Source organism: Mesorhizobium sp. LHD-90 (assembly GCF_030929505.1).
Classification (GTDB): Bacteria; Pseudomonadota; Alphaproteobacteria; order Rhizobiales; family Rhizobiaceae; genus Kumtagia.
The window spans coordinates 1-13,108 of the sequence record NZ_JAVFVV010000004.1; the positions used below are offsets into that span (position 1 = coordinate 1).

At 64.0% G+C, this 13,108-nt stretch carries 15 protein-coding genes and 1 pseudogene; 8 read left to right on the forward strand and 8 right to left on the reverse strand.

Annotation, left to right across the window (positions count from 1 at the left end; genetic code table 11):
• Positions 1-124: pseudogene (locus RB623_RS05885) on the forward strand (IS481 family transposase); the annotation flags it as partial.
• Here the strand turns inward: RB623_RS05885 and RB623_RS05890 are convergent.
• Positions 121-1,362 (reverse strand): ROK family transcriptional regulator, encoded by a 1,242-nt coding sequence (locus RB623_RS05890; RefSeq protein ID WP_308055847.1) that lies wholly within the window; start codon positions 1,360-1,362, stop codon positions 121-123. The pseudogene RB623_RS05885 and the gene RB623_RS05890 overlap by 4 nt on opposite strands.
• A gap of 230 nt (positions 1,363-1,592) precedes the next feature.
• Here RB623_RS05890 and xylF point away from each other — a divergent pair, with 230 nt between their 5' ends.
• The 4 genes from xylF to RB623_RS05910 all read left to right on the forward strand — a co-directional run bounded on the left by xylF (position 1,593) and on the right by RB623_RS05910 (position 6,733).
• Positions 1,593-2,633 carry a D-xylose ABC transporter substrate-binding protein gene (xylF, locus tag RB623_RS05895; protein ID WP_308055848.1) on the forward strand — a complete coding sequence of 347 codons (1,041 nt, stop codon included), beginning with the start codon at positions 1,593-1,595 and terminating at the stop codon, positions 2,631-2,633.
• Positions 2,634-2,748: 115 nt separating this feature from the next.
• The gene (locus tag RB623_RS05900; RefSeq protein WP_308055849.1) at positions 2,749-4,101 is read left to right on the forward strand and encodes a sugar ABC transporter permease; all 1,353 of its coding nucleotides are present in this window, start codon (positions 2,749-2,751) and stop codon (positions 4,099-4,101) included.
• Positions 4,102-4,112: 11 nt separating this feature from the next.
• Positions 4,113-4,910 (forward strand): ATP-binding cassette domain-containing protein, encoded by a 798-nt coding sequence (locus RB623_RS05905; protein ID WP_308055850.1) that lies wholly within the window; start codon positions 4,113-4,115, stop codon positions 4,908-4,910.
• Positions 4,911-5,059: 149 nt separating this feature from the next.
• A complete protein-coding gene (locus RB623_RS05910) occupies positions 5,060-6,733 on the forward strand; it encodes a CHASE domain-containing protein (RefSeq protein WP_308055851.1) in 1,674 nt (557 codons plus the stop codon).
• Here the strand turns inward: RB623_RS05910 and RB623_RS05915 are convergent.
• The 5 genes from RB623_RS05915 to RB623_RS05935 all read right to left on the reverse strand — a co-directional run bounded on the left by RB623_RS05915 (position 6,730) and on the right by RB623_RS05935 (position 9,757).
• Entirely contained in the window at positions 6,730-6,942 is a 213-nt protein-coding gene (locus RB623_RS05915; protein ID WP_308055852.1) for a hypothetical protein, read from the reverse strand. The two genes, RB623_RS05910 and RB623_RS05915, sit on opposite strands and share 4 nt — an antisense overlap.
• Positions 6,943-7,027: 85 nt before the next feature.
• On the reverse strand, positions 7,028-7,351 hold the full coding sequence (locus tag RB623_RS05920) for a hypothetical protein (RefSeq protein ID WP_308055853.1): 324 nt from the start codon (positions 7,349-7,351) through the stop codon (positions 7,028-7,030).
• Positions 7,352-7,523: 172 nt separating this feature from the next.
• Positions 7,524-8,498: an HWE histidine kinase domain-containing protein gene (locus RB623_RS05925; protein WP_308055854.1), complete on the reverse strand. Its 975-nt coding sequence runs from the start codon at positions 8,496-8,498 to the stop codon at positions 7,524-7,526.
• A gap of 202 nt (positions 8,499-8,700) precedes the next feature.
• Entirely contained in the window at positions 8,701-8,865 is a 165-nt protein-coding gene (locus tag RB623_RS05930; protein ID WP_308055855.1) for a DUF1328 domain-containing protein, read from the reverse strand.
• 97 nt (positions 8,866-8,962) lie between these two features.
• Positions 8,963-9,757 (reverse strand): response regulator, encoded by a 795-nt coding sequence (locus RB623_RS05935; RefSeq protein ID WP_308055856.1) that lies wholly within the window; start codon positions 9,755-9,757, stop codon positions 8,963-8,965.
• A gap of 196 nt (positions 9,758-9,953) precedes the next feature.
• On the opposite strand from RB623_RS05935, the gene RB623_RS05940 reads away from it, so the two are divergent.
• Together RB623_RS05940 and RB623_RS05945 are read left to right on the forward strand one after the other, a co-directional pair.
• Positions 9,954-10,148, forward strand: coding sequence for a NepR family anti-sigma factor (locus RB623_RS05940; protein WP_308056191.1), 195 nt, complete (start codon positions 9,954-9,956; stop codon positions 10,146-10,148).
• A gap of 4 nt (positions 10,149-10,152) precedes the next feature.
• Positions 10,153-10,701: an RNA polymerase sigma factor gene (locus tag RB623_RS05945; RefSeq protein WP_308055857.1), complete on the forward strand. Its 549-nt coding sequence runs from the start codon at positions 10,153-10,155 to the stop codon at positions 10,699-10,701.
• A 14-nt stretch (positions 10,702-10,715) separates the two neighbouring features.
• Here the strand turns inward: RB623_RS05945 and RB623_RS05950 are convergent, their stop codons facing one another.
• Positions 10,716-11,093, reverse strand: a complete 378-nt coding sequence (locus RB623_RS05950; protein ID WP_308055858.1) for a response regulator — start codon at positions 11,091-11,093, stop codon at positions 10,716-10,718.
• A 171-nt stretch (positions 11,094-11,264) separates the two neighbouring features.
• Here RB623_RS05950 and RB623_RS05955 point away from each other — a divergent pair, with 171 nt between their 5' ends.
• Entirely contained in the window at positions 11,265-11,990 is a 726-nt protein-coding gene (locus tag RB623_RS05955; RefSeq protein WP_308056192.1) for a Crp/Fnr family transcriptional regulator, read from the forward strand.
• 12 nt (positions 11,991-12,002) lie between these two features.
• Here the strand turns inward: RB623_RS05955 and RB623_RS05960 are convergent, their stop codons facing one another.
• Positions 12,003-13,094: an AI-2E family transporter gene (locus RB623_RS05960; protein WP_308055859.1), complete on the reverse strand. Its 1,092-nt coding sequence runs from the start codon at positions 13,092-13,094 to the stop codon at positions 12,003-12,005.
• Positions 13,095-13,108 lie beyond the last annotated feature (14 nt).

Below are 13,108 nucleotides of genomic sequence, written 5' to 3' on the forward strand. Positions count from 1 at the left end.
CGGTGAACTTCCCATCTGGCTTCACCGATACAATTGGCATCGCCCACATGGCAGCCTAAAGTCCAAAACACCAATCAGCCGCCTCGGACTAACCGAGGACAACCTCTTGAGGCTCCACACCTAAGCCACGTCCTTGCCACGCGCTGCCGTCTGACCGCCGACCGCGAGCACCTCGGTGTCGATGAAGGTGAGCGCCCGCATGGCGCAGCCCAGGGTGATCAGCGGCAACTCGTCGGCATAGGTGGCGAACGAGATCGCCTTGGAGTGCTGCCCACCGGCAGTCAGGCCGATCGTGGCGCGCAGCGACGGCTCGATCAGGTCGAAAGCAGCCGCACCTATGCCAACCATCGCCACCGGCGCCGGGTCGATCAGCGCGAACAGGCTGCCAAGCCCGTAGCCCAGCGCCTCGCCGGCCTTCTGATAGGCCTCCCGCTCGGGGCCGTCATGGTCGCGCGCCGAGACGGCGAGGCGCGCCATGTCGTCCACGCTGATGTCGGAGATCGGCGCCTCGTCCTCGCTGGCGCCGCTGGCGCTTCGCCAGATCGCGTAGTTGCCGGCATAGGCTTCCACGCAGCCGCGCCGTCCGCAGCGACAGAGCGCGCCGTCCGGCCGGTGCACCATGTGGCCGAATTCGCCGCCCGAGGAATGCGTTCCGGTGAACAGATCGCCCTTCAGCACCAGCCCCATGCCGATGCCGTGTGACAGAAGAATCGCGATGAAATCGTCGCGGTAGCGGTCAGGGTCGTGCCAGCGCAGCGCCACAGCGATCATGTTGCAGTCGTTCTCGACGGTTACCGGCACGCCGAAGGCTTTTTCCAGGCGGCCGCCGAAATCGACGCCTTCATGGGCGGTGATCGGCGACCACAGCATCTCGCGGCCGACCGCGTCGGTCGTGCCCTGGACCGCCAGCACGATGCGCAGCACGTCTCGCCCGGCGACCTCGCGCCTGGCGGTCTGGCGCCGCACCATGGCGATGCATTCGCCGACGAGTTCGTCTTCGGAGAGATCGAAGGTCGAGAGTTTCCTGCGCTCCTCGACTATGACGCGGCCGGAAAAATCCACCACCGCCACCGACAGGAAATTGAACAGCAGCACGATGGCGACCACCGCCGCCGCTTCCGGATTGAGGCCGATCGCCACCTGCGGGCGGCCGCGCCTGGCGGCGCCGGCCTCGGCGCCCTTCGCCTCGGTCAGGATGCCCTCGGCGATCAGGTCGGCGGAAATCGCCGAGATGGTGGAATGGCTGAGCCCCGTCGTGGCCGCAATGTCGGTGCGCGACACCTGGCCGGCGCGGCGCACCGCTGAGATGACCATGGCGCGGTTGCGCTTGCGCAGGTCGTCGTGGCGTATTCCGACCGACATGAGCGGGCTTTCCTCCCTGGTGCGCCGGCTTCTGTTTTCAGAGAAGCGGCCGGCTGTTTAGGATAGTGGCAGAAGCCGCCAGGCATGTCATCATTATTTCGGGTTTCGAAAAAATTGACGCGACCAGCGGAATCGAGATTGACAGAAATGCGTGTCTGGGACATATTTTTTCGGGGCTCGAAAAAAAGCCTCGCAAAGTGAGCGCGCCTCACGGCGCTAGGGAGGAAAACATGAAGAAATTCGCAGCCGCCATGCTGGCGGGTGTCGCGCTGTCCATGACGCTTGCCAGCGTCGCCAGCGCCAAGGACAAGGTCATCGGCGTTTCGTGGTCCAACTTCCAGGAAGAGCGCTGGAAGACCGACGAGGCCGCGATGAAGGCGGCGATCGAGGCAGCCGGCGACAAGTATATCTCCGCAGACGCGCAGTCGAACCCGGGCAAGCAGCTCACGGACGTCGAAAGCCTGATCAGCCAGGGCGCCAACGCGCTGATCATCCTGGCGCAGGACGCCTCGGCTATCGGCCCGGCAGTGCAGAAGGCGGTCGACGAAGGCATTCCGGTGGTCGGCTACGACCGCCTCATCGAGAACAAGGACGTTTTTTACCTGACCTTCGACAACAAGGAAGTCGGACGCCTGCAGGCCAAGGGCGTGTTCGCCGCCAAGCCCGAGGGCAACTACGTGTTCATCAAGGGCTCGGGTGCCGATCCGAACGCCGACTTCCTGTTCGCCGGCCAGATGGAAGTGCTCAAGGAAGCCGTCGACGCCGGCAAGATCAAGAATGTCGGCGAGGCCTATACCGACGGCTGGCTGCCCGCCAACGCGCAAAAAAACATGGAGCAGTTCCTGACCGCCAACGACAACAAGGTCGACGCGGTCGTGGCCTCCAATGACGGCACGGCAGGCGGTGCGATCGCCGCGCTGACCGCGCAGGGCCTTGCCGGCTCGGTGCCGGTCTCCGGCCAGGACGGCGACCATGCGGCGCTCAACCGCATCGCGCTCGGCACGCAGACCGTGTCGGTGTGGAAGGACGCGCGCGACCTTGGCAAGAACGCCGCCGAAATCGCCGCGCAACTCGCCGACGGCAAGAAGATGGCCGACATTGCCGGCGCGGTCGACTTCACCACGCCGGGCGGCAACACCGTCAAGTCGGTGTTCCTCACCCCCGTGGCCATCACCAAGGACAATCTCAACGTCGTCATCGATGCGGGCTGGATCGGCAAGGACGTGGCCTGCGCCGGCGTCGCAGCGGGCAGCGTCGCCGCCTGCAACTGATCGGCTGACACGCCGACAAAATCCGGGCGCCGCGGTTTGCGAAAGCCGCGGCGTTTTCTTAAGCTCATATTAGCCGGCAAGCCGCGACAGACGGCTGAGCGGCAGGGAGGGAACGATGACGGACATGGCCTCCAAGCCGCGGGCCGACCTCGCGCGGGCATCCGAGCTCGGCGGCGTCGCCCGTTTCCTGAAAGCCACCGAAATCGATACGCGCATGCTCGGCATGGTCGGCGCTCTGCTGATCATCTGGATCGGGCTTCAGCTCATCTCGAGCGCGCGGATCGGCGTGAATCCGTTCGAATTCGACAGTCGCACCTTCCTCGCCGCCCGCAATCTCTGGAATCTTTCGGTCCAGACCTCGTCGGTGGCGATCATGGCCACCGGCATGGTGCTGGTCATCGTCATGCGCAACATCGACCTGTCAGTGGGATCGGTCGAGGGACTGGTCGGCATGATCATGGGATTCGCCCAGGTGCATTTCCTCATCCGCGTCGTCGGGCTGGAGCTCGGCAATCCCTGGATCTGGGTGCTTGCACTCGCCACCGGCCTCGCCATTGGTATTTTGATCGGCGCGTTCCAGGGCTTCATCATCGCCTATATGGACGTGCCCGCGTTCATCGTGACGCTGGGCGGACTGCTGGTCTGGCGCGGCGCGGCCTGGTGGGTCACCAGCGGCCAGACCATCGCGCCGCTCGACGCAACTTTCCAGCTCATGGGCGGCGGGCCGCAGGGCTCGATCGGCGCGCGCTGGAGCTGGGTCCTCGCCGTTGTCGCCTGCGGCGCCGTCGTGCTGATGCTTCTGCACGCACGCCGGCAGCGCAAGCGGTTCCGTTTTCCGCTACGGCCGGTCTGGGCCGAAGTGCTGCGGGGGTTCGTTACCTGCGGTATCATTCTGGGCGCGGTAGGAATAGCCAATTCCTATCCGTGGCCGGCCGGCATCGTGAAGCGCTACGCCGAGGAGAACGGCATCGCCGTGCCGGAGGGAGGCCTGTTCATCGCCCACGGCATCGCCATTCCGGTGCTGATCGCGATCGCCGTCGGCATCGTCATGACCTTCGTCACCAACCGCACGCGTTTCGGCCGCTACGTCTTCGCCATCGGCGGAAATCCCGAGGCGGCCAACCTCGCCGGCATAAAGACGCGCTGGGTGACCATGAAGGTGTTCATGATCATGGGGGCGCTGGCGGCGATCAGCGCGGCGGTCTCGTCGGCGCGCCTCAACTCGTCGACCAACTCGCTCGGCACGCTGGATGAGCTGCTGGTGATCGCCGCGGCGGTGATCGGAGGCACCTCGCTCGCCGGCGGATCGGGCACCGTTATCGGCGCCATGCTTGGCGCGCTGCTGATGCAGTCGCTGCAGTCCGGCATGGTGCTGCTCGGCGTCGACTCGCCGCTGCAGAGCATCGTCGTCGGCGCCGTGCTGGTCGTCGCCGTCTGGCTCGACACCGTTTACCGCAAGCGCGTCTGAAGGAGGACATCATGGCCGATAGCCGCACCCCTCTCGTCGACCTGCGCAACATCTCGATCGCCTTCGGCGGCATCCGCGCCGTGGACGACGCCTCCGTCAACCTCTTTCCCGGCGAAGTGGTCGCGCTGCTCGGCCACAACGGCGCGGGCAAGTCGACGCTGATCAAAATCCTGTCCGGCGCCTACAAGCGCGATCACGGCCAGATCTTCGTCAATGGCGAGGAGGCGTCGATCTCCAACCCGCGCGACGCCAAGAAATACGGGATCGAGACGATCTACCAGACGCTGGCGCTGGCCGACAATGTCGACGCCGCCGCCAACCTTTTTCTCGGCCGCGAGTTGATGACCTCTTACGGCACGCTCGACGACGCCGCAATGGAGTCGGAAGCCCGCAAGGTGATGGGCCGGCTCAATCCGCGCTTTCAGCGGTTCAAGGAACCGGTGGTGAAACTCTCCGGCGGCCAGCGCCAGTCGGTGGCGATCGCCCGCGCCATCCTGTTCAATGCCCGCATCCTGATCATGGATGAGCCCACCGCCGCGCTCGGCCCGCAGGAGACCGCGCAGGTCGGCGAACTGGTCAAGCAGCTCAAGGCCGAGGGCATCGGCATCTTCCTGATCAGTCACGACATCCATGACGTCTTCGACCTCGCCGACCGCGTCTGCGTCATGAAGAACGGTCAGGTGGTCGGCACGGCCCACACCGGCGACGTAACCCAGGACGAGGTGCTGGGCATGATCATCCTCGGCAAATGCCCTGCCGGCGCCATTCCGGGGCCGGGCGCGCTGAAGGTCGCCACCGCCGCGGCATGACCGGATATCCGCCAGCGTCCACCTGTGGCGCATGGGCCGCAGGTACAATGGTTGCGCCAGGGGGCTGGGCCACCGCGTCGCATGCGCGGATTGCATTCTCGCACCCCTGACCCCATAAAGTCGGTACCTCCGAGAGGGCAGAGCCGGCGTTGAAGAAGCTGCTTCCGTATCTGGCGTTTGCGGCCGTGGCCATCGCCAGCCTTGTCACCGCCGGCTTCGCATACCGTACCGGCGAGGAGGCTGCGCGTTTCAAGTTCGAGGCCGCCGCCGACGACGCGCTGGGCCGGCTGGAAAGCCGGCTGGATCTCGACCTGTCGCTTCTGGTCTCGACGCAGGCATTTTTCGAAGCGCGGTACGGCAACGTCACCAAGGCTGAGTTCAGCAACTACTATGTATCGCTGCACGCCAACGAGAATTTTCCCGGCCTGCGCGGCGTAGGCTTCCTGAGCCTGGTCAGGAACGGCGCGGAAGCGGCGGTGGAGCAGAAAATCTCCTCCGAATTCGGCTTCCCCCGCGAGGTATTTCCGGCCTCGACCGAATCATGGCGCGCGCCGGTCACGCTGTTCGAGCCGCTCGACGAGAATTCCCAGGAGGCGATCGGCTTCGACATGTATTCGGAGCCGGCACGCCGCGCGGCGATTGAGGCCGCGCTTTCAAGCGGGGGAGCCAAAGCAACCGGCCGAGTGGTGCTCGGGCAGAATACCGGCAGCAACCAACCGGCGCCGGGCATCCTCGTCTATTCGGCTCTGCGGGCGAAGGCGGCCGATCCGGAGGGGGCCGGGAATCCGTCGGTCGGCCTGGTCTTTGTGTCCTTCCGCACGGCCGAACTGTTCTACTCGGCCCTGGTCAAGCCGCCGATCCTGCCCGTCAATGTCGAGGTGCATGATGGCCCACCCTCGGCGGACACGCTGCTGTTCCGCTCCGAGGCGCCGCCCGACTCGCGGTTTTCGGACGATTTCCTGGTGACGCGCAAGCTGATCGTCGGGGGCAGGGAGTGGACATTGCAGTTCCGTCCCACCAGCGGCTTTCAGCGCCCGTCGTCGCGCGCGCTGCCGATCCTGCTCGGGCTGGCCGGCCTGATGCTTGCCGGGGCGATGGCGGCGCTGGCGCGTTACCAGGAACGGACCTACGAAGCCAAGTCGCGGCTGCACGACGCCACCGAGCGCAGCCTCGCCGAGAAGGACCTGATGCTTCAGGAGATGAAGCATCGCATCAAGAACTCGATCGCGCGCGTGCTGGCGATCGCCCGGCAGACGGCCTCCAATTCGGCGGACATCAAGGAGTTCTCTGACTCTTTCGCGGCGCGGCTGCAGGCCATGGCCGCGTCGCAGGACATGCTGACGCGGTCGCGCTGGCAGAAGGCCGACCTCGGCGACCTGCTGCGCATGGAACTGGAGCAGGTGTTCGGCAAGACGATCCCGGAAGATGCATTGAGCGGCCCCAAGGTGCTGCTCAACGAAACCGCTACCCAGTCACTGGGGCTGACCTTCCATGAACTTGCCACCAACGCGCTCAAATACGGCACGGTCGCCAGTTCCGTGTCGGCGCTTGCCGTGGCGTGGACGGTCGAGCGGATGCCGTCGGAACGACGGCTGCGGCTGCGCTGGAAAGAAGCCGGTTCGACGCTCCAGAACCAGGGCCGCGGCAGCGGGTTCGGAACCCGGCTGATCGAAATGAACATCACGCGGGAGCTGAACGGCAGGATCACGCGCGACTTCGGCGCCGACGGTCTCACAATCGATATAGACATCCCGCTCGACCGGGATTTCGACCCCAGGATGCGACGGTCAGCCCCCGCTCAGGACGAACCTGTCGAGGGCTAGCATTTCGCCTCGTACAGGCCGCCTGCCGCCGTCTTGTAGGTGCAGAAGCCGGGCCGCGAAGCAGTGCCCACTTTGGCGGCGCCGGCGGTTTCCACCTTGCTGGCGGCTATCACCGCAGCGGGGTCGACCGCCGGGGGCGCTGCTGCCGTGGTGCAGCCAGCCAGCGCAGCGCCTGCCATCAAGCCCAATGTGATTTTCGTGGTCGACACCGTTTCCTCCATCGATCGCCGAGCGATGGATAACACGGGCGGCGTTGTTCTGCCCACTCAAATTGAGGCAGGTTCCACATCGGCTCTATCTGCCGACGCTGGACGTGGTTGAGCGGTCGATGGTTCCGGCAACTTCTGCGTTGACGGTCTCGATCGACGCATGGAGCTGTCCGTCGCGGCCGATGTCCCACACCAGCTCCGCGTCCTCTTCCTCCATGGCCGGGTCCACGTAAACGCATTGCCCGAACAGTTTTTCCCGCTGGCCGCGGAACGACGACAGCACCGGCTCCAGTTCCGACTGGCATTCCTCGTAGGTTTCGTAAACTGTCACCGGGGAAGGCATTTCGGTGCACTGCTTCAGGTCGCCCGAGCAGCCAACGATCAATAGAAGAGCGGCTATATGTTCCATGACGAAAGTCCCTTTCGCCAGTAACGATGTCGACGGCGGGACGGTTCCCAGATGACGGAGACGTGAAGTCGCGCATCGGGTCATCTTTCTTTGCCCGGGACTTACGGCCGGCCGGATCAATGCCGCAGGCAAGGCGCGGTGTGCTTTGATCGATGTTCGTCTTCCGGCTCGGCTATTCCGTTTCGTAGCTTCCTTCCGGCACCAGCAGCGAATAGGTGAGCTTGGTATCGGTCAGTTCCAGTTTGGCCGATCCGTTGAGCGCGGCCGGCACCACGCGCTCCAGCGCCACGCTGCCGAAACGCCTCTGGCCGACGCTGCGGCTGCTGACGCTGATGCCTTCGCTCCACTTAATCGAAAGAGCCGGCACTGCGGGCCTGGCCTGGATCTGCGTGGTGATGGTGACGTGGCCGTCCGGCCGCGCCAGTGCGCCATAGCTCACCGAATTGACGGCGAGTTCGTGCAGCGCCAGCCCTATATGCAGGGCCGCATTGGGATTGAGATAGGGCTGGTCGCCCTCGATCCGGATGTTTCGGTGCGGGTCGGCGGTGTAGCGGCCCACCTGGCCGACGATGAGTTCCATCAGGGACGCACCCCGCCAGTTCGAGGACGTCACCAGATCCTGAGTCGATGCAAGCGATTGTAACCTGCCGCGAAAGCGCGACAGGAAGCCGTCGACGTTCTCGGCGTGACGGCCGGTCTGGGTGGCGATGCTCTGAATGATCGCCAACAGGTTCTTGGAGCGATGCGCGACTTCGCGCAGCAAGGTCCGCAGCGTCTGCTCGCGGTGCTTCTGGTCGGTAATGTCGACTGCCGTGGCCATGACACCGCAGATTTCGCCCTCCGGCGTGCGGTCGACGTCGAGCCAGATCGCAAACCAGGCAGAGCCGCCTTCCGCCGGGATGCAGATCTCCAGCTTGCGCGAGACGCCGGTGGCAACGACGTCGTGCTTGGCGCGGATGAGGTCGTTTGCGACGCCGGACGGAAGGAAATCCGTCAACTGTTTGCCGTCGACCGGATGCCTGGACCACGCTGAGGGGATATTCTCCGCCCACACCACCTTGAATTCGAGGTCGCAATAGGTGATCGAAATACCCGTATTAGACAGCGCCCTGAGCAGGCTGCTCCCCCTATCCGGCGTCGATGGCATGGAGCCCATTCTGAATGCCTGCCCGAAGTTCGGTGAGTTGCCGGTGGCCTTTACCCTCTCCCTCACGCGTATCTTTGGCAAAACCGATTAAAGATCTCCAAAAAGTTCCGCCGGACCTCACCGCTTGTGGCAAGTGCGATCCGGCGGCACTGGAAACCGTTTGAGGGGTGCGGCTTCCAGTTTCTGGTTTCATCCGTGCGGTCTATGCGCGTCTGACGAGCCCGGCGATGAGCGAGATCACGAGGAACGCCAGGAATACGAAGAACAGGATCTGCGCGATGCCGGCCGACGTACCGGCAATGCCGCCGAAGCCGAGCGCGCCCGCGATGATGGCGACGACGAGGAAGACGAGGGCCCAGTACAACATGGCTAATCTCCTGAATTGCTGACTGAAAACGCCGGCCTATGAGGATGGTTCCAATGAAACGGGCGCCGTGGGAGCCGTTTGACACGGAAGAACCCTTTCAGGCCGCGGCCCTGGCCTGGCGGTCGAAAAACAATGCCTGGCTGATCAATGCCTTCACCATTTCAGGATTGAACGGTTTCGTGACCAGGAAGGCCGGTTCCGGCCGATCGCCGGTCAGCAGGCGCTCCGGGAAGGCGGTGATGAAGATCACCGGCAGCGAGGTCGAGCTAAGGATCTCGTTCACCGCGTCGATGCCGGAGGTGCCGTCGGCGAGCTGGATGTCGGCGAGGATCATTCTGGGCCGGGTCTTGCCGAACATGGCGGTGGCTTCCGCATGGGTGCGCGCGATGCCGACCACGCGATGGCCGAGGCTTTCCACCATCTGTTCGATGTCCATGGCGATCAGCGGCTCATCTTCTATGATCATGATGTCCGTCGCGACCTGGCGCGAAATCTCGGCGCTCGCCTGCGCGAGCAACCGGTTGAACTCCGGAACGTCCGCGTCCAGGATTTCCGCGGCCTCCTCGTCGCTGAAGCCTTCCACCGCGACCAGGAGGAACGCCTGCCGAGGACGCGGCGAAAGCGCGGTCAGGTTTGCGGCCGCGTGGCGCTCCCACCCCGTGGCTGCGTGGTCGTCGGGCACGCGGATGGCGACGGAGGTGAAAAGCTTGGCGAATACCTTGTAGAGCCCGATCCGTGCGTTCGTTGCGTCCGGAAAGATGTTTACGTCGGACACGATCGCTTCGAGCATGGCGGCAACCAACGCGTCTCCGCTCTGCTGGGAGCCGGACACGGCGCGTGAAAAACGACGCAGGTACGGCAGATGCGGAGCGATGCTTGCTGACAAAGTCATATGAAATCCCTCTTGGACATTCTTGGCGAATTGACACGGGCAATTCGGGCACACAACGGGTTTGTGTGGAAAAAGTTCCGACGTTTGGAACCTAGTTCACCATGCTGCGTTTGGGGACGGATGCGGGCAATAAACGCGGCGCGGGGCCGCGCAACTCGGCAAAAAACAATGAAAATAGGGCAACTCGGTGAAATCCATGAAAGATAGCCTCGCCTTGGGCGCTTCCACGCCGCGGGCGAAAGGGTCCGCCGATCCTCTCGGAGTGAACTCCGAGATCGGCCGTAAACTCAAGCAATATTATGATGAACTGGTCTCCGACGACGTGCCGGACCGCTTCGCGCAACTGCTGAGCCAGTTGGAAGCTGCCGAAACGACACGCAAGGGGGATTGACCGCATGGCCGTGACGCCGGAGTTCAAGCGGGAGCTTCTGGCGACGATACCCAGCCTCAGGGCCTTTGCGGTGTCGTTGACCCAGAATTCCGACAAGGCCGACGACCTGGTGCAGGAAACCCTGGTGAAGGCTTGGGACAAGCACGAGAGCTTCCAGATGGGCACCAATCTGAAGGCGTGGCTGTTCACCATCTTGCGTAACGAGTTCTATTCGCAGATGCGCAAACGCGGCCGCGAGATACAGGATTCCGAGGGCATCATGACGGAGCGGCTGGCTGTGCATCCGAGCCAGCACGGCAAGCTCGATCTGGCGGATTTCCGCGGCGCACTCGAGCAATTGCCGGAGGACCAGCGCGAGGCGATCATCCTGATCGGCGCATCCGGTTTCTCCTATGAGGAGGCGGCCGAAATCTGCAACTGCGCGGTAGGCACGATCAAGAGCCGGGTGAGCCGTGCGCGCACGCGGCTGCAGGACATCTTGCAGATAACCGGTGAAGCCGATTACGGCCCGGACGCGATCTCTTCACAGGTGATGGGTTCCAACGCCGCCTGAAGCCGGCCGGGCGTTTACCGCTGCTTGTTCTTCCGGGCGGCGGTGAGCGCCGCTACAAGATCCTCGCCGGAATAGGGTTTGCCGACGATGCTGGCGCCCGGAAACGACGACGCGATTTCCGTCAGGTCGGTGTAGCCGGAGGCGAACACGAACGGGATGCCGTCTTGCCGCAATTTCTCAGCGAATGGGATCGTCGAGACATTCCCCAGCCGCAGATCGACGACCGCGGCGTCGAAGGCCGAAGACGAGATTGCCGCATCCGCCTCTTCGAGCGTGCGCGCGATCGCCACATCGGCGGCGCCGTCGTCGCGGCAAATCTGTTCGACGTCCATGGCGATCAGGAATTCGTCCTCAAGCACCAGAATACGCAATCCGTCAAGCAAAGCCGTCACGCGCGAGCACTCCTCGAAGGCGATGACCAATGCCGACAAATAAGCAGTCCGTCATTTAAAAAAGACAATAGCACGCCGTGGCAACGGGTGCTTATTTTCATGCCCGAGTGGCGGATGCTCAAGGAATAGGAGGGCTCTTTGGCGACCGTTGTATCGAAGCCGCCTCGCGGCATGGTGGAATGCCCGAAATGCCCGCTGCACGGCATGAAGACCTTCCGGGCCTTCACCGCCGAGGAACTGGCGTTCGTCAGCGGCTTCAAGCGCGGCGAGCTTGCCGTCGAGAAGGGCGCCACCATCATCATGGAAGGGCATCACAACGCGCACCTCTACACCGTGCTTTCCGGCTGGGCGTTCCGCTACAAGCTGCTGCCGGACGGCAAGCGCCAGATCCTCAACTATTTGATGCCCGGCGACCTCGCCGGCCTTCAGGGCAGCCTGCTGGGCGAGATGCAGCATTCGGTCGAGGCTTTGTCGCCGATGCGGCTCTGCGTGTTCGAGCGCGACAAACTGTACGATCTCTATCGCAACCATACCGGGCTCGCCTTCGACGTGACGTGGATCGCCGCGCGCGAGGAACAGATACTCGACGAAAACCTGCTCAGCCTGGGGCGGCGCAGCGCCATCGAGCGCGCCGCCTATCTCATCGCCTTCATCGGCAGCCGCGCCAGGAACGCCGGGCTGAACGGCACGACGGCGGCGCAGATCCCGATGACGCAGCAGCTTCTCGCCGACACGCTCGGCCTGTCGCTGGTGCATACCAACAAGACGATCCGCAAGCTGGTCGATCGCAAACTGATCGGCTGGCGCGAGGGCGGCTGCGAGATCAAGGACATGAAGGGCTTGCTGGCGCTCGCCCGGTGGGGAGGTATTGGCGAGACGCCGAGGCCCTTCATCTGAACCGCGCCACGGTCACCTCAAGGCCGTGTCGGCCCATCCCGTGTCGGGAATGATGTTGCGCGCCAGCGCGTAGCAGATCAGCAGCGCAGGGACGGCGATGAAGCCGCCGAACGGTCCCCATAGCCATATCCAGAACACCAGCGCCAGCAGCACCACGAACGGGTTCAGCGTCATGCGCTTGCCGATCACCATCGGCGTGACGAACTGCGCCTCGATCATGTTGATGGTCAGGTAGATCGCCACGGGCAACAGGCTGCCGCCCAGTGTGTCGAATTCGGCCAGCCCGATGACGAACAGAACGACCACCATGACGGCCGGCCCGATGAACACGATGAAGTTGGTGAGGATCGCCAGCGCCCCCCACATGGCGGCCGAAGGCACGCCGACGATCCACAGCCCGATGCCGACGGCGATGCCTTCCAGGATGTTGATGATGCTGATCGAGATCAGATAGTCCGACACCAGTCTTTCGATGTCGCGGAACACATGGGCGACGCGCCAGCGCAGCCGCCGGTTGAAGCAAAGCCGCAGAATGGCGATACGGGTCTGATGGCGGGTGGCGACGAAAAAATACAGGCTGGCGAAGAAGATCAGAACCTGCCCGAGCACGGCCGGAGCCAGCGTCGCCATGCTTTCCACGCTGACCCCCTGGTCGACCGAAACGGCGATGCCCTCGCTGCCGGTGATCTCGCGCAACTGGTCGCGCATGCCGCGCAGGGATTCCAGCGGCCCCTTCAACTCGGCCAGTTGGACCTTGAGGTTCGCCCAGATATGCGGCAGCCGCTCTATCCAGAACGACAGCGGCGCGGCCACGGCCAGCGCGAACAGGCAAAGGCCGATGATGAAAAGAAGCACGACGATGGTTGCCGACATACCGGGCGGCATGTTGCGGGTTTCCAGGCGCGAGGCGATAGGCCCCAGCATCAGGCCGATGACGACGCCGAGGGCGATCGGCATGAGGATGTATTCCGCCGTCGCCAGCGCGAAGACGCCGACCACCACGCCTATGAGGATGACGGCCGTCTGCGAGCCGCGCACCAGGAGGATCTCGGTATTGGATTTCGGCGGCAGGCGCACGATGGGCGCTTTCTTTGCGACCTGCATCGCGGCTTTCCGGT